This is a genomic window from Sutcliffiella horikoshii (assembly GCF_021991925.1).
GTDB classification, from domain to species: domain Bacteria; phylum Bacillota; class Bacilli; order Bacillales; family Bacillaceae_I; genus Sutcliffiella_A; species Sutcliffiella_A horikoshii_F.
Map to the genome: position 1 here is coordinate 246,634 of NZ_RXZI01000004.1, position 14,675 is coordinate 261,308.

The window sequence follows — 14,675 nt, forward strand, 5'->3', positions numbered from 1 at the left end:
TTCACACCTCCCCTTTTCCGTTTCACGAGGAGGTTCTTCCATGCTCCAGATAGAGGATTTTTCTCTTTATGTCATGTTCTGTGTACTTGCTCCTTTAGTGGGAGCTTTTACTTTATTGTTTTTATTTATTTTTGAAAAAAGAATTGACCTGTTAGAAAACCAAGCAAACAAATTAGTTTTGGAAAAGGAACTCCAGCAAGCTAAATATTTTCAATTAAACCAACAAATTCAACCTCATTTCTTTTTTAATACACTCAATTCAATCCTAAGCCTTGCTAGACTTAACAGAATGGGAGAATTAATAAGGGCAATCGAAGTGTTTTCCAAATTTTTAAAGGTGAAGTATAAGTCCAATCAATCTATTTGTACGGTCGCTGAAGAATTGGAATATTCCAGTTATTATCTTGAGATTCAGAAAATACGATTCCAATCACGTCTCACCTACACAATTGCAATGGAAGAACAAGTAAAGCAAGTAGCCATTCTACCTTTTCTCATACAAACCCTTGTTGAAAATGCTTTTAAGCATTCTTTTGAGGAATATCCAGGTAAAGCACAATTAACTATCACATTGACCCTATCTAATTCCCATGTACTATTGACAGTTTGGAACAGTTCGGAAGGTGTACGTCTAAACAATTATCAAGATGCCCCTGGACACGGCCTTACTAACATCAAAACAAGATTACAACATATGTATACAGAAGAAGCTTCTTTTCAGCTGATCCATGAACACGGCGGGACTCGCGCTGTTGTTTCATGGCCGGTATCATACCCCACCAATCTAAAAAAGGAGGCCAAGCAGAATGAACATTATATTAGTAGATGATGAACCTCTAGAAATTGAACAACTAAGATTCCTTATCCAGAAACATTATCCTAAATGGAATGTCTACCATGCTTTTGATGCTGCACAGGCATTAAACATTTGTGAAAAGCAGCACATTGATCTATCCTTCCTAGACATTCACCTTCCGGGAAAAGATGGTCTAGAACTAGGCAAACTATTAAAAACCAAGCATACACATATGGAATTCATCATTGTAACAGCTTTTCAAACCTTTGAATATGCACAAACCTCTATTAAACTTGGTGTGGCAGATTACTTGACAAAGCCGGTAATAGAAGAAGAACTGGTTGAAGTGTTAAATAAATTTAAGCATCGGGGAAATTACAGCCCATCTATTCAACAGGCTTTAGCCATAATTCATCAGGAATTTAAAGATAAGCTCACACTGCCATATCTTTCTTCCAAGATACATATGAGCCCTATCTATTTCAGTCGTAAGTTCATGGAGGAGGTAGGGATTGGGTTCTCTGAATACCTTAACAAATACAGAATAGAAGCTGCTGCAAGTTTAATGGCTAAAAACCCGAATTTACACATCTCCTCTATCGCTGAAGAATGTGGATTTAACAGCCAGCACTATTTCAGTCAACAGTTTAAAAAATATTTTGGAAAGACACCACGCGAATATAAAGTTGAGGTTACTCATTAATGACCAAAAAGAACTATTCCGTTTACATACTGGGAACTATACAACTTGGCATCGGATTTGGTATTGTTACTTTGCTTTCTAGATGGGTTACTGGCAACACCATCCTATCATCCCCCGAAGCTCTTATTAAATATGGTATTTTAGGTGGGCTCGGTTACTCTTTAATGGGCGCCTTTGCCTTTATCTTTTTTGGATTTATCGCTACATATATAAGAAGGCGGTATCCCATGCATCAAACCATAGGGGACCTTCTGAAGGAAAAGACAAATCCGGTTGGATACTGGTACACCATATTGCTTTTGCTTTTTACAGGGATGGATTCCATGTTCGTACAAGCAACAGGAGCAGCTATTCTTTTCTCTTTAATATTTCCTGTTCCCTTATATATAAGCCTATTCTTTTTTTTCTCATTCTGTTTTATTATTGCAGGACTTGGAGGCATGCAGCGAATCCATCAATTTGCCGGTATAAGCATTGCCTTCATATTTGCAACCGCCATCTTCATACCTGTTTATTTTTACATACAAAATGGCGTATACCCTGTATATGAAGGTGTTCAACTCTACCATCCCTACTTACTTTTTTGGAAAAATATAGATACATTTTACTTTGTCATTACAGGGATCATAATTGGTTTTGGACAGGTTTTAATCGATAGAGCCACCTGGCAACGAGTCTATATGTTAAAACAGTCCAGAATTCGTACTATTTTCACTTTGACTGGCTTGATATGGGCTACCATTCCTTTGTCTTTATCTTCTTTATTGTTAGTGGTTGTCTACAGTGGGAGCTTCCATGATGTAAAAATCCTGCTTTTTCAGCTTGTCTATAACATAAACTCCACTTTTCTAATTGCAATATTTCTATTATTTTGTTTTAGTGCCATTTCTTCCACTCTAAATGCAGAACTTCATGCAACGACAGTATTTACGGTGAAAAACGCAATAAATGAATTGATACCCTTGAGTGACCAACATAAATGGCTATTATCCTATTGGATAACAGGGATGCAGTGTTTGTTTCTTTATTTAGTTGTAATTATTATTTCTCCCACTTTTATTGAGTTATTATTCTTTTTTGGTAGTATCTATGCAGCCTTGATATCACCGATCTTGTGGATGATATTCAGCCGTGATCGCCTTTCAAGTTTTGTTCCATCAACCTCTGCCATTGCAATCGTTGTAAGCATTTTATCTTCTTCCAGTACAGGACATTTAGGAGCAATCTGGGTAAGCTTTTTTACTTCCACAATCCTATGCGGTTGTTTCATGCTGTTCCGCTTTTTAACAACCTTTCGGGAGGAAAAGTAAAAAGGACTATTATAGAGATCCAAATTGGGATAGTACTCTCTCCAACACTCTCCCTATATCACAATTAAAACCAGCCCCTCGGCTGGTTTTAGTTAAGCAAATTTTTTATTTTGCTCCTTCTTGAAGAACTCCTTCATCGCATGGAAAACATCCGGTTTTTGTTTCAAAATATAATGCCTGAACTTCTCGTCACTGACATTCTTATATGCCGACATCAATGTAGAGTGTCTGTTATACTGATTTACTTCCCCATACCCGAACATATTGGAAACCTTCATCAGTTCCCCAACCAATTTAACACAGCGTTGATTGTCAGAAGTCAGGTTATCACCATCCGAGAAATGGAACGGATAAATGTTGAAACGCGTAGGATTGTACTTTGTGTCAATTAGCTCCAGTGCCTTTCGGTAAGCAGATGAACAAATCGTCCCACCGCTTTCCCCTTTAGAAAAGAAGTCCTCTTCACTGACTACCTTCGCCTCTGTGTGATGAGCAATAAACTCGATATCCACTGTTTCATACTTTGTTCGCAAGAATCTTGTCATCCAGAAGAAGAAGCTCCGTGCCATATATTTCTCCCACATTCCCATCGATCCACTCGTATCCATCATCATTAGAACAACTGCTTTGGAATCCGGCTTTACCACTTCGTTCCACGTCTTGAACTTTAGGTCCTCCTGATAGATCGGATGAAAGCTTGCCGTACCTGTCATCGCGTTCCGCTTATAGGCGGACATCATCGTACGTTTTTTATCTATATTTCCCATAAGACCTGTGCGTCTGATATCGTTAAATTCATAGTGCTCAATGATATTCTCATCGCGCTCTTTTTGTTGCAGGTTTGGCAGCTCAAGCTGATTGAATAATGCCGCTTCAAGATCCATCAGAGAAACTTCCGCCTCATAATAGTCTTCTCCGGCCTGATCACCCGCTCCTTGCCCCTTACCTGGCCCCTTCTGCTGACCCGACCCGTCCCTGGCTACAACATCCCCGACCTGACTGTCTCCATCTCCTTGGCCAACATGCTTGTTCTTGTCATAATTATAACGAATTCTGTACTCATCTAAAGACCTGATTGGAATCTTTACGACCTCTCTGCCATTGGACATTACAATGTTCTCTTCAGTAATAAGATCTGGTAAGTTATTTTTGATAGCCTCCTGGACCTTTTCCTGATGGCGTTTTTGGTCGTCGTGGCCTTTTCGATGGAGGGACCAATCCTCTTTGGACACTACAAAATTCGTATCATCTGACATTGTCATCGATATCCCTCCCTATTTAATTAATTTTACGTTTCTAGGAACCTTTTCATCACTATTTTCATAAAATATCTTGGTGAAATTTTAAGAATCCAACCTCCATGACAATTAGGGTTGGTTACTCTATCCTATGCACATATCTCAAATAATTGACAGATTATTAAGATAATTAGGCGCGCCATTCTATTAAATAGACAAGCATGCATTCCATCGTTAGTAATAATAATTTTATGCTGTGGTATGGTCGTACTATACAAGGAATATTTTCATAAGCAATAAAAAAACCTCCCATCACTGGAAGGTATGTTTATTCTTTTTCATTTTCTCCGTTGTTTTTATGCTGTTTGGGATCGCGCTCTCTGTCGGTCTTATTTTCCTTCAGTTGCTCCATTTCCTTTGCCAGCTTTTCCATCTCTTTTTCATTGGGTGCCATTGTATTTTCATAGGTTTTATCTTTACTCATTGTAATCACCTCTTACTTATAAGTTCCCCTTATTAAAGGAAAACAAACCTAAGTACGCAAAAAAGCAGCGGCCCTCACCCCGCTGCTTTTCCTATTATCTATTCAATAAGCTACCCACATATCGTAATAGGTCGTTCGCCGAAGTAGAGTTATAGCCATGCTCATCAATCAAGCGGGCCACCACTTCATTAATTTTCTTCAGCTGTGTTTCATCCGGCGTCTTGGAAGAGGTTGTGATCTTCACAACATCCTTCAGATCTGCAAACAGCTTCTTCTGGATCGCTTCTCTTAAACGCTCATGGGAGTTGTAGTCAAATCGCTTCCCTTTGCGCGCATAAGCGGAAATCCTGATTAAGATTTCTTCGCGGAATGCCTTCTTCGCATTTTCAGAAATACCGATCTGCTCCTCAATGGAACGCATCAGCTTCTCATCGGCACTCATTTCTTCCCCTGTTAGAGGGTCTCTGAGTTTCGCCTTATTGCAATAAGCCTCGACATTATCTAGGTAGTTATCCATCAATGTCTTCGCAGATTCTTCATAGGAATACACAAATGCTTTCTGGACTTCTTTCTTGGCAATATTATCATATTCTTTTCTCGCTACCGAAATGAAGTTTAAGAATCTTTCTCTATCTTCATTAGATATGGATGCGTGTTGATCCAGCCCTTCTTTTAAAGAACGCAGGACATCAAGGGCGTTGATGGAAGGAATTTCTTTACGAATGATGGTGGACGAAATCCGGTTGATTACATAACGGGGATCAATTCCGCTCATCCCTTCATCAGCATACTCTTTCTTGAGCTCCTGAACATCCACAGAGTTGAAACCTTCCACTGACTCCCCATCATACAAGCGCATTTTCTTCACAAGGTCGATATCCCCACGTTTGGCTTCTTTCAGTCGGGTGAGGATGGTGAACATCGCAGCCACTCTTAGCGTATGCGGAGCAATATGGACATTCGCCACATCACTCTCATTGATCATCTTTTCATAGATTCTCTCTTCCTCAGATAACCTCAAGTTATAAGGAACCGGCATCACGATGATCCGCGAATGCAAGGCCTCATTCTTTTTATTGGAAATAAAGGAGCGATACTCCGTTTCATTCGTATGCGCCACAATGAGCTCATCCGCACTGATCAACGCGAATCGACCTGCTTTGAAGTTCCCTTCCTGCGTTAAGGATAATAGATGCCACAAGAACTTTTCATCACATTTCAGCATTTCTTGGAACTCCATCATCCCTCGGTTCGCCTTATTCAGTTCCCCGTCAAAACGGTATGCACGAGGGTCGGACTCAGAGCCGAACTCCGCAATGGTCGAGAAGTCTATACTTCCGGTCAGATCCGCAATATCCTGCGATTTTGGGTCGGACGGACTGAATGTCCCAATCCCGACACGCTGATTCTCTGACAGGAAAATGCGCTCCACCAACACATCCTCAATCCTACCACCGTATTCTTTTTCAAGCCTCATCATATTTAATGGTGATAGATTCCCTTCAATCCTAACTCCGTATTCATTGTAAAAATCATCCCTCAAATGGTGAGGAATCAAATGAAGCGGATCCTCATGCATCGGACAACCCTTAATGGCATATACAGCCCCTCTATCTGTATGGGTGTACTGCTCAAGACCTCGCTTGAGTATCGTAACCAGTGTGGATTTCCCCCCACTGACCGGACCCATCAATAACAAGATCCTCTTTCTGACATCCAATCTTTTCGCAGCAGGATGGAAATACTCCTCCACCAACCGCTCCAACGCTTCTTCTAAACCAAAAAGGGCATTGCTAAAGAAATTATACTTCCGCTGCCCATTGACCTCTTCTACCCCGGCATCTTTAATCATATTGTAAACCCGTGAATGTGCGGATTGAGCTACCCATGGTTCTTCTTTCAAAATCTCCAAGTACTGCCCGAAGGTTCCTTCCCACTTCAGCCTCTGTTCTTCTTCCCGATACTTTTCAATTTTACGTAAAATATCCATAAGGACCTCCCCTTTTATTACAGCTTCAAGAGTCGTGATTGCGTGATTAATATACTCTATGCGCCCAAGGAGTGAAACATGCTTTTTTTAAGAGGTGCCAATCGCAAACTTTATACTTTTGTGGATGAGGAGCTGACAACGGTTGCCTGTAGTGCATGGTGTAAGACTAGCTCGGGAAGAAGTGTAGGGGGAATTGCCTGTAGCATTATGAGAAACCTCGAGTACCCGCCCAAGGATAAGCGAACACCTGAAGCATATGGAGACATGGCATTGAAAATTTACCTTGTCAAAAATTATCCACAGATTTCATTCACATAACTTGTCCATTGGGCTATAATATAAATAGTATGCTTACAAGAACTAACCTTACATAAGGAGGAAAACAAAGATGGGTACATCAGGCATCTTAATTCTAGGCGTATGCATTGCATTCCTAACAGCCATTTTCACTGCAGGATACGACACACGTCCAGGTACACGTAAAAAGTAATCGGCATAAATAAAGAAGCCCTCCATTTCAGCTTTTTGCTCAAAATGGAGGGCTTCTCTTTTCGTTGCTTATTCTTCAGGGAACTCCAAAGAAAGATTCGGATACTCCTGTTGACGTAACGCTTCATATATTAATATCGCAGCCGTGTTGGACAAATTCAGAGACCTTACATTTGTCGTCATCGGCAAACGCAAGCACTGGTCTAAGTTATTCTGGATCAAATCTTTAGGTAAACCAGTCGTCTCCCTTCCGAAAACAAAGAAATAATCCTTTTCCAGCTTACTATAATCAAATGAAGTGTGCGGCTTCATCCCGAACTTCGTGATATAGAAGAACTCCGCCCCTTCATTTTTCTCAAACAGCTCATCCAACGAATCATAATAAACAACATTTACAAACTCCCAATAATCTAATCCCGCACGCTTCAACATCTTATCATCCGTCGAAAATCCGAGCGGCCTGATTAAATGAAGCGTCGTATTCGTTGCTGCACAAGTCCTAGCAATATTACCAGTATTAGCTGGAATCTCTGGTTGATATAATACCACATGTAATCCCACAATCGTCACCTCGTATTTCTTTCACTTTCATCCTCTACAACAATACCTTTTTATCGCAATGGAATCAAGTACCTATTACCGGTCCTGAATGTGGAAAAATTTATATTTGATATTCGGTGTATATGCCGTAGAATCCTCATACTTCCAATACCTCATCCGAGAATTATACGTGTTCGCATTAACAAGTGGCTCCCCATTCTCATCCTTCGCCACCACAATCGTGTTATGGTCGAACCGTCCGTCCCCCTCAAAGTCATAGCAAATAACATCCCCCGGTTTAAGATCCGTTGCCTTGCTTACTTCCTTCGCCTTCAACCCCTGCTTGGCATTCGGCAAATACCACCTTAAGGCATGTGCCACTGCCCACGTATAACTCCAATCATTATTCCTCATCCACCAACCACCAGATTTCTTCGGATACCCCACCATCGGAGCCCCTCCGGCATACAGACATTGGGAAATATAGTTGGTGCAATTCACCTCGAACTTCTTGAACTGCGGATTATAGCTGTTCCAATACTGCTCAGCATACCTCACCGCCTCCATGCGACTATATTTAAATCGGAGAGGCTCATGTTGCTCCTCCTCTTCTTGTGGAGGAATGAACCTCGGGGATGTCCGATCCCCTTCATCCTGAATAGAGAAGTCTTGTATGAGCTCACCATCGATCCATTCAGAATAACGCTGATCTGCTTCTTCCTCAAGATACAGATTTTCTTTTTGCTTGATGAGATAACGGATGTGAACCTCATAAAAAACATTTGCCTCCCGCTGTTCTTGGTTCTCATGAATGGAATGGATCCTGGCCGTCGCACTGCACTTGACTATCTCTGCTCCCCTTCTTTTATGCGCTTCTTGCTTTTGCCTGATGGTTTCTTCATTGATGATGGTTCTGCTAGTGGTCCTGCTCTTAAAAACAAAAGTGTCGAGTCGCTCTTGAATATGTGCTTTTAGCTGTTCCCTCATTAGGCTTGCCCCTCCTCTTGGGTGATGGTCCTTGTAGATATGTTTATGTGGGGGGCTTGGGTTTGTTGAAAAGATTTGAGGTAATTAGGGGTTGGTTTTATGGAAGTAATTGAGGTAATTCGTTATTATGAATTTTTATTGATCTTAATAAAAGGTCTTGGGTAATCATTTGTTTTTCCAGGTGGAGACTTGAAATCTAAGGAATCAATGTTTCTTGCTTTTCACTAGTTACGGGTATCATTCGACTCGTATGAGGACAATGTTTCTTGCTTTTCACTAATTCCGGGTGTCATTCAACTCGTATGAGAACAATGTTTCCTGCTTTTCACTAGTTACGGGTATCATTCGACTCGTATGAGGACAATGTTTCCTGCTTTTCACTAGTTACGTGTATCATTCGACTCGTATGAGGACAATGTTTCTTGTTTTTCACTAATTCCGGGTGTCATTCGACTCGAATGAGGACAATGTTTCTTGTTTTTCACTAATTACGCGTATCATTCGACTCGAATGAGGACAATGTTTCCTGTTTTTCACTAATTCCAGGTGTCATTCGACTCGTATGAGGACAATGTTTCCTGTTTTTCACTAGTTACTCGTATCATTCGACTCGAATAAGGACAATGTTTCTTGTTTTTCACTAATTCCGGGTGTCATTCGACTCGAATGAGGACAATTTTTCTTGTTTTTCACTAATTCCGCGTATCATTCGACTCGAATGAGGACAATGTTTCCTGCTTTTCACTAGTTACGCGTGTCATTCGACTCGAATGAGGACAATGTTTCCTGCTTTTCATTAGCTCTAGGGTTTAGTCCTCCATAACCACTATTTTATCTAGCTGTTGGTGTAATCCCCCTTCTCTTCTTTGACATAAAAAGCCGATTTCCCATGTCCTATGAGTGAAAAGTTACTGTGTAAAACTCTCTGTATTACTCTCTTAGAAACCATATGTCTAATCCAATCATGAATAATTTTAGTAGTGATTTTCTTTTCTGGAAACAGAGTACAACACTCATATATAGACCTTTTTAAAGCCATATCTAAAACTTCCCTATGACCACACATATCACATTCCACCGCTCTATAATTATACCGTACTCCCATCCCCCCACACCCCGCGCAAACAATCCCTTTCCGCAACTCATCATACTTATGCTCGGGCAAGCGCTCATATGGCGACTTTTCAATATGCAGCTCACACAGCTTTTCAGCCAAACGAGAGTGCTGCGCATGTAACTTTCCAGAACTGGAGGATTGCTTCATTAATCTCTTAGAAAATCGATTCATCTGGGAACAAAACACAATTGGTAAATTTGGTAAACAATTAAAGAGGGTAAACTCGGGATTTATGAAAAAGAGGTTTGATTCTATGGGGGATTGATATCCGAGGCTTCTTAGAAGTTGTCTTAACGCGATTTCACATCGTTGCATTTGTAGCAAAGGATTTTTAATTTCTTTCTTGCTGATTGAGAGCCACCTTCCATCATCTAGATAAAAATCACCTTCAAAATTCTTCACTTCAAAAAGGTAAACCCTATCTCCGCCAATTACAAGAGAATCAATCTGAAAAACACTGCCATCATGGTCGAGCAATAAATCATTGACCACAATCCACTCACCCTCCATGCAGGAAAACCATTTATCAAAAAGAACCTCCCCTTGATAACCTTTTTCCAGATTCCAAAAACGACTATCATCCTTGAGGCCACCGCGAGCTTTCAGCATCCTTAATAAATTCAGTTCACCGGGCTCCATACGCTCTTTCATCACCAAACTCATCCACATCTCTCCCAACAATATATTATAAAAAAGCAGGCAAACCTAATTACCTACTTTTATCCAAAACCCAATACTCGCTTGTCCCACCATGTACCTGCAGGAACATCTCGCTGATTGCGGCAAGCATCTCCTCACACTCACTTGCTTCCATAGAAGGCTTAAAATAAACGACATGCAACGCAGAGGTTGTACCCTCTGAAATAGCCGTCCTACGACTATCAACAAAGGGACTCCCAAACGGACCAGCCTCATCACTCGTATGGAGCATCTTATTCAGACTTATTTTGCGTCCATTTAAGCCTTGGTAATTTGCCGAATCGTCCCCCACATCCACCGTAACATCACCATCTAACTTACTAACATCATATATACCAAAAGGGGTTTCATATTTTAAAGAAAAGAAATTATTTAAGTCAACAGCAGAATTGAATGGCTCAAGGAATTGCCCTTTTTTAATTCTACGGTACAACGCCTCGACAGATGGTCGATACCTAGAAGGATCTGTTCCTGTATCCTTGAATACAGAACGCCATTCTGCAATCCCCGGAATATCTTTCATGTCCTTATCTTCTAAATCCAGTTGAAGCGATTCCTGGAATAGACGGATCCTTCCTTTTAACATCTGTGGAGAAGTTCCTATCGTGATATCCCGATATATAATGATACCAAATTTGGCAAAAGATACTTTCTTTGCTACATTATCCGCAACAAAAACTTTCATCGAATCCAACCTTTCTTTTCATTATTATGGTAATTGTATCACAAAACTTACCGACAAACCTTTACCTCCCTGAAGAGCTGGATATAATTAGATACACCAAACAAAATACTACCATTAAAAAATATGTTAAAATATAGAGTGGCAAAAAAATTACACTAGAAAGCAAAGGAGGTGTTCACATTGAATGAGGAAAACAGGAAACTAAAAGAAGACATCATTGCCTACAGTAAACAAATTGGCATTGATAAGATCGGTTTTGCAAGTGCTGGAGTGTTCACTGGGCTAAAAGAACGGTTAAAAACTCAACAGGAGCTCAACTTTCAATCAGGGTTTGAAGAGCCAGACATTGAAAAGCGTACCAAACCTGAACTATTGGTTCCTAAAGCTAAAAGCATCATTGCCATTGCCCTTGCTTACCCATCAAAAATGAAAAACGCACCACGTAGCACCAGGGAAGATCGACGTGGGATATTCTGCCGTGCCTCATGGGGAACGGACTACCATGATATCTTACGTGAGAAACTAAGATTGTTAGAAACGTTTATTAAAGAAAGACACCCACAAGCCATAATGAAATCTATGGTAGATACAGGCGAGCTCAGTGACAGGGCTGTTGCGGAACGTGCAGGCATTGGTTGGAGCGGAAAGAACTGTGCCATTATAACCCCTGAATTTGGCTCCTACGTGTATTTAGGGGAAATGGTTACCACGATACCGTTCGAGCCCGATACACCCCTTGAAGACAACTGTGGAACCTGTAATAAATGTGTCGAAGTTTGTCCTACAGGAGCTCTCGTTCAAGGTGGACAACTCGAGTCTAATAAATGTATCGCTTTTTTAACACAGACAAAAGGGTTCCTAGCAGAAGAGTACCGTACCAAGCTTGGAAACAGGCTATACGGCTGTGACACCTGTCAGACTGTATGTCCAGAAAACAAAGGCAAGGATTTTCATCTCCATCCCGAAATGGAACCGGACCCTGAAATCGTCAAACCAAAACTCAAACCGCTTCTCACCATTTCTAATAGGGAATTTAAAGAGAACTTCGGTAAAATATCCGGGTCTTGGCGAGGCAAAAAACCGATACAACGTAACGCCATCATAGCTCTTGCCCATTACAAAGATACTTCTGCTATCCCTGATCTTTTAAGTCTTATTAAAAATGATCCACGACCAGTGATACGAGGTACTGCAGCCTGGGCAATCGGTAGAATCGGGGACCCCCAACCTCAAACGTTGGAGGTCCTAAAAAGCCATCTAACAACAGAACAAGATCCTGATGTATTAAAAGAACTCGAAAAAGGACTTGCTATGCTTGTAGAATAAAATAGTTAATTTCAAATAAAGCCACTAAGCATATTATTTCATTGCTTGGTGGCTTTTTATTTTTACAAGATAATCGTACAGTCAAAAAAAGACTCCAACCAAATGGTTGAAGTCTTGATAAGTTATGTATGGAGCGGGTGATGGGAATCGAACCCACGACATCAGCTTGGAAGGCTGAGGTTTTACCATTAAACTACACCCGCGATTGGTACCGGTGGCCGGGGTCGAACCGGCACTCCAGAGGAACACGATTTTGAGTCGTGCGCGTCTGCCAATTCCGCCACACCGGCATACTCAATCAATAATTATTCAAATGGTGCCGAGGACCGGAATCGAACCGGTACGGTAGTCACCTACCGCAGGATTTTAAGTCCTGTGCGTCTGCCAGTTCCGCCACCCCGGCTTGTCTCGTATATATGAATAACTATTTTTATAAAATTGGAGGTGGCAACCGGATTTGAACCGGTGATAAAGGTTTTGCAGACCTTGGCCTTACCACTTGGCTATGCCACCTAAATTGTATGGAGCGGAAGACGGGATTCGAACCCGCGACCCCCACCTTGGCAAGGTGGTGTTCTACCACTGAACTACTTCCGCAAAAATGGCTGGGCTAGCTGGATTCGAACCAACGCATGTCGCAGTCAAAGTGCGATGCCTTACCGCTTGGCTATAGCCCAATAAAACTAGAAATAAAAACGACTTGATTAAAGTCGATATTGATAAAGTATGGGGCGACTGATGGGAATCGAACCCACGAATGCCTGAACCACAATCAGGTGCGTTAACCACTTCGCCACAATCGCCATAATTTTAAATTGGCAGGGGCAGTAGGAATCGAACCCACACCGGAGGTTTTGGAGACCTCTGTTCTACCGTTAAACTATGCCCCTATAAAACAATTTGTTACTACTTTTTAAAAGAAATGGTGGAGGGGGGCAGATTCGAACTGCCGAACCCGAAGGAGCGGATTTACAGTCCGCCGCGTTTAGCCACTTCGCTACCCCTCCATATTTCTGGTGCCGGCGATAGGAGTCGAACCCACGACCTACTGATTACAAGTCAGTTGCTCTACCAACTGAGCTACACCGGCATTATATGGTGATCCTTTCATTTTTGTGAAAAAATCATGGTGGCTCGGGACGGAATCGAACCGCCGACACATGGATTTTCAGTCCATTGCTCTACCAACTGAGCTACCGAGCCTAATTCTATTTTCAAAGAAAATGGCGGTCCCGACCGGGATCGAACCGGCGATCTCCTGCGTGACAGGCAGGCATGTTAACCGCTACACCACGGGACCATTTGGTTGCGGGGACAGGATTTGAACCTGCGACCTTCGGGTTATGAGCCCGACGAGCTACCGAACTGCTCCACCCCGCGATAGTATTAGTAAAGTTTTAAATCTCATGCATAATTATATCAACTGTCCCGATCTCTGAAAGTAAATTCAATGATGTTTGTCGATCGGTATAACTCGAAGCTTTGACAAGAAGCTGATGCTCGTTGCTCCACCCCGCGATAATATTAATTAAGTTTTACATGTGTATGGTATAAAAATAAGATGGTGGAGGATGACGGGATCGAACCGCCGACCCCCTGCTTGTAAGGCAGGTGCTCTCCCAGCTGAGCTAATCCTCCTATGTAATTCACTGGCACGAAAAAACTTTGGTGACCCGTACGGGATTCGAACCCGTGTTACCGCCGTGAAAGGGCGGTGTCTTAACCGCTTGACCAACGGGCCAAAGATAATGGCGGAGAGCAAGGGATTTGAACCCTTGAGACGGCGTTGACCGTCTACACGATTTCCAATCGTGCTCCTTCGGCCACTCGGACAGCTCTCCATATAATTGGCTCCACCAGTAGGATTCGAACCTACGACCCTTCGGTTAACAGCCGAATGCTCTACCGCTGAGCTATGGTGGATTAATACCAGCCTGGCAACGTCCTACTCTCACAGGGGGAGATCCCCCAACTACCATCGGCGCTGAAGAGCTTAACTTCCGTGTTCGGTATGGGAACGGGTGTGACCTCTTCGCCATCATTACCAGACAAATATTATTATAATATATCTTTGAAGAAAATCAAGATGTTTTTTTATCTTTTTTTATTCCTTCAAAACTAGATAATGTGTTCATATCAAGAAATTCCTATCGTTCATACATTTACTTATTGTTGGGTTAAGTCCTCGATCGATTAGTATTCGTCAGCTCCACATGTCGCCATGCTTCCACCTCGAACCTATCTACCTGATCATCTTTCAGGGATCTTACTTACCGAAGTAAAAGGAAATCTCATCTTGAGGGGGGCTTCA

The 14,675-nt window shown here is 41.8% G+C and carries 12 protein-coding genes, 17 tRNA genes and 2 rRNA genes; 5 read left to right on the forward strand and 26 right to left on the reverse strand.

Going from position 1 to position 14,675, the window contains the following annotated elements; all coding sequences use genetic code 11:
- Positions 1–40 precede the first annotated feature (40 nt).
- Genes EKQ44_RS13425 through EKQ44_RS13435 form a run of 3 tightly spaced genes read left to right on the forward strand, consistent with a single transcriptional unit; the run spans position 41 to position 2,809 of the window.
- Positions 41–829, forward strand: coding sequence for a sensor histidine kinase (locus EKQ44_RS13425; RefSeq protein ID WP_237664062.1), 789 nt, complete (start codon positions 41–43; stop codon positions 827–829).
- Positions 807–1,499 carry a response regulator transcription factor gene (locus EKQ44_RS13430; RefSeq protein WP_237664063.1) on the forward strand — a complete coding sequence of 231 codons (693 nt, stop codon included), beginning with the start codon at positions 807–809 and terminating at the stop codon, positions 1,497–1,499. The genes EKQ44_RS13425 and EKQ44_RS13430 overlap by 23 nt, the downstream gene beginning before the upstream one ends.
- A complete protein-coding gene (locus EKQ44_RS13435) occupies positions 1,499–2,809 on the forward strand; it encodes an SLC5/6 family protein (protein ID WP_237664064.1) in 1,311 nt (436 codons plus the stop codon). Before EKQ44_RS13430 ends, EKQ44_RS13435 begins: the two co-directional genes overlap by 1 nt.
- A 92-nt stretch (positions 2,810–2,901) precedes the next feature.
- Here the strand turns inward: EKQ44_RS13435 and yhbH are convergent, their stop codons facing one another.
- The 3 genes from yhbH to EKQ44_RS13450 all read right to left on the reverse strand — a co-directional run bounded on the left by yhbH (position 2,902) and on the right by EKQ44_RS13450 (position 6,521).
- Entirely contained in the window at positions 2,902–4,071 is a 1,170-nt protein-coding gene (gene yhbH / locus EKQ44_RS13440; RefSeq protein ID WP_237664065.1) for a sporulation protein YhbH, read from the reverse strand.
- Positions 4,072–4,375: 304 nt separating this feature from the next.
- The gene (locus tag EKQ44_RS13445) at positions 4,376–4,531 is read right to left on the reverse strand and encodes a hypothetical protein (protein ID WP_237664066.1); all 156 of its coding nucleotides are present in this window, start codon (positions 4,529–4,531) and stop codon (positions 4,376–4,378) included.
- Positions 4,532–4,625: 94 nt separating this feature from the next.
- Positions 4,626–6,521 carry a PrkA family serine protein kinase gene (locus EKQ44_RS13450; RefSeq protein WP_148990230.1) on the reverse strand — a complete coding sequence of 632 codons (1,896 nt, stop codon included), beginning with the start codon at positions 6,519–6,521 and terminating at the stop codon, positions 4,626–4,628.
- Positions 6,522–6,599: 78 nt separating this feature from the next.
- Between EKQ44_RS13450 and EKQ44_RS13455 the strand changes: the two genes are divergently transcribed.
- Positions 6,600–6,839, forward strand: a complete 240-nt coding sequence (locus tag EKQ44_RS13455) for a hypothetical protein (protein ID WP_237664067.1) — start codon at positions 6,600–6,602, stop codon at positions 6,837–6,839.
- A gap of 240 nt (positions 6,840–7,079) precedes the next feature.
- Here EKQ44_RS13455 and trmL read toward each other — a convergent pair whose 3' ends face one another.
- The 4 genes from trmL to EKQ44_RS13475 all read right to left on the reverse strand — a co-directional run bounded on the left by trmL (position 7,080) and on the right by EKQ44_RS13475 (position 11,038).
- Positions 7,080–7,580, reverse strand: a complete 501-nt coding sequence (trmL, locus tag EKQ44_RS13460; protein WP_237664068.1) for a tRNA (uridine(34)/cytosine(34)/5-carboxymethylaminomethyluridine(34)-2'-O)-methyltransferase TrmL — start codon at positions 7,578–7,580, stop codon at positions 7,080–7,082.
- A gap of 66 nt (positions 7,581–7,646) precedes the next feature.
- Positions 7,647–8,537: an amidase domain-containing protein gene (locus EKQ44_RS13465; protein ID WP_237664069.1), complete on the reverse strand. Its 891-nt coding sequence runs from the start codon at positions 8,535–8,537 to the stop codon at positions 7,647–7,649.
- 835 nt (positions 8,538–9,372) lie between these two features.
- Entirely contained in the window at positions 9,373–10,317 is a 945-nt protein-coding gene (locus tag EKQ44_RS13470) for a nuclease-related domain-containing protein (RefSeq protein ID WP_237664070.1), read from the reverse strand.
- A gap of 46 nt (positions 10,318–10,363) precedes the next feature.
- Complete coding sequence (locus EKQ44_RS13475) at positions 10,364–11,038, reverse strand: B3/B4 domain-containing protein (RefSeq protein ID WP_237664071.1); 675 nt, start codon at positions 11,036–11,038, stop codon at positions 10,364–10,366.
- A gap of 180 nt (positions 11,039–11,218) precedes the next feature.
- On the opposite strand from EKQ44_RS13475, the gene queG reads away from it, so the two are divergent.
- Positions 11,219–12,364, forward strand: a complete 1,146-nt coding sequence (gene queG / locus EKQ44_RS13480; protein WP_237664072.1) for a tRNA epoxyqueuosine(34) reductase QueG — start codon at positions 11,219–11,221, stop codon at positions 12,362–12,364.
- 129 nt (positions 12,365–12,493) lie between these two features.
- Here the strand turns inward: queG and EKQ44_RS13485 are convergent.
- The 19 genes from EKQ44_RS13485 to EKQ44_RS13575 all read right to left on the reverse strand — a co-directional run.
- Positions 12,494–12,567: transfer RNA gene (locus EKQ44_RS13485), tRNA-Gly, on the reverse strand.
- Between the two features lie 3 nt (positions 12,568–12,570).
- A tRNA-Leu gene (locus EKQ44_RS13490) sits at positions 12,571–12,654 on the reverse strand.
- Positions 12,655–12,678: 24 nt separating this feature from the next.
- Positions 12,679–12,767, reverse strand: a tRNA-Leu gene (locus EKQ44_RS13495).
- Positions 12,768–12,803: 36 nt separating this feature from the next.
- Positions 12,804–12,877 (reverse strand) — tRNA-Cys (locus EKQ44_RS13500).
- Between the two features lie 9 nt (positions 12,878–12,886).
- Positions 12,887–12,961: transfer RNA gene (locus EKQ44_RS13505), tRNA-Gly, on the reverse strand.
- Between the two features lie 5 nt (positions 12,962–12,966).
- Positions 12,967–13,041: transfer RNA gene (locus tag EKQ44_RS13510), tRNA-Gln, on the reverse strand.
- A gap of 50 nt (positions 13,042–13,091) precedes the next feature.
- A tRNA-His gene (locus EKQ44_RS13515) sits at positions 13,092–13,167 on the reverse strand.
- Between the two features lie 13 nt (positions 13,168–13,180).
- Positions 13,181–13,254, reverse strand: a tRNA-Trp gene (locus EKQ44_RS13520).
- Between the two features lie 33 nt (positions 13,255–13,287).
- Positions 13,288–13,371 (reverse strand) — tRNA-Tyr (locus tag EKQ44_RS13525).
- Between the two features lie 7 nt (positions 13,372–13,378).
- Positions 13,379–13,454, reverse strand: a tRNA-Thr gene (locus EKQ44_RS13530).
- 37 nt (positions 13,455–13,491) lie between these two features.
- Positions 13,492–13,567 (reverse strand) — tRNA-Phe (locus EKQ44_RS13535).
- 21 nt (positions 13,568–13,588) lie between these two features.
- Positions 13,589–13,664, reverse strand: a tRNA-Asp gene (locus tag EKQ44_RS13540).
- Between the two features lie 3 nt (positions 13,665–13,667).
- Positions 13,668–13,744 (reverse strand) — tRNA-Met (locus EKQ44_RS13545).
- A gap of 182 nt (positions 13,745–13,926) precedes the next feature.
- A tRNA-Val gene (locus EKQ44_RS13550) sits at positions 13,927–14,002 on the reverse strand.
- 28 nt (positions 14,003–14,030) lie between these two features.
- Positions 14,031–14,105, reverse strand: a tRNA-Glu gene (locus tag EKQ44_RS13555).
- Positions 14,106–14,113: 8 nt separating this feature from the next.
- Positions 14,114–14,205: transfer RNA gene (locus EKQ44_RS13560), tRNA-Ser, on the reverse strand.
- A gap of 7 nt (positions 14,206–14,212) precedes the next feature.
- Positions 14,213–14,287, reverse strand: a tRNA-Asn gene (locus EKQ44_RS13565).
- Between the two features lie 9 nt (positions 14,288–14,296).
- Positions 14,297–14,413: ribosomal RNA gene (rrf, locus tag EKQ44_RS13570) — 5S ribosomal RNA — on the reverse strand.
- Positions 14,414–14,537: 124 nt separating this feature from the next.
- A 23S ribosomal RNA gene (locus EKQ44_RS13575) occupies positions 14,538–14,675 on the reverse strand; the annotation flags it as partial.

What these genes read in the sequence shown, in the direction of transcription:
- EKQ44_RS13425 (WP_237664062.1), top strand. Translation starts at nt 41, where the DNA reads ATGCTCCAGATAGAGGATTTTTCTCTTTATGTCATGTTCTGTGTACTT.
- EKQ44_RS13430 (WP_237664063.1), top strand. Translation starts at nt 807, where the DNA reads ATGAACATTATATTAGTAGATGATGAACCTCTAGAAATTGAACAACTA.
- EKQ44_RS13435 (WP_237664064.1), top strand. Translation starts at nt 1,499, where the DNA reads ATGACCAAAAAGAACTATTCCGTTTACATACTGGGAACTATACAACTT.
- yhbH (WP_237664065.1), bottom strand. Translation starts at nt 4,071, where the DNA reads ATGACAATGTCAGATGATACGAATTTTGTAGTGTCCAAAGAGGATTGG.
- EKQ44_RS13445 (WP_237664066.1), bottom strand. Translation starts at nt 4,531, where the DNA reads ATGAGTAAAGATAAAACCTATGAAAATACAATGGCACCCAATGAAAAA.
- EKQ44_RS13450 (WP_148990230.1), bottom strand. Translation starts at nt 6,521, where the DNA reads ATGGATATTTTACGTAAAATTGAAAAGTATCGGGAAGAAGAACAGAGG.
- EKQ44_RS13455 (WP_237664067.1), top strand. Translation starts at nt 6,600, where the DNA reads ATGCTTTTTTTAAGAGGTGCCAATCGCAAACTTTATACTTTTGTGGAT.
- EKQ44_RS13465 (WP_237664069.1), bottom strand. Translation starts at nt 8,537, where the DNA reads ATGAGGGAACAGCTAAAAGCACATATTCAAGAGCGACTCGACACTTTT.
- EKQ44_RS13470 (WP_237664070.1), bottom strand. Translation starts at nt 10,317, where the DNA reads ATGAGTTTGGTGATGAAAGAGCGTATGGAGCCCGGTGAACTGAATTTA.
- EKQ44_RS13475 (WP_237664071.1), bottom strand. Translation starts at nt 11,038, where the DNA reads ATGAAAGTTTTTGTTGCGGATAATGTAGCAAAGAAAGTATCTTTTGCC.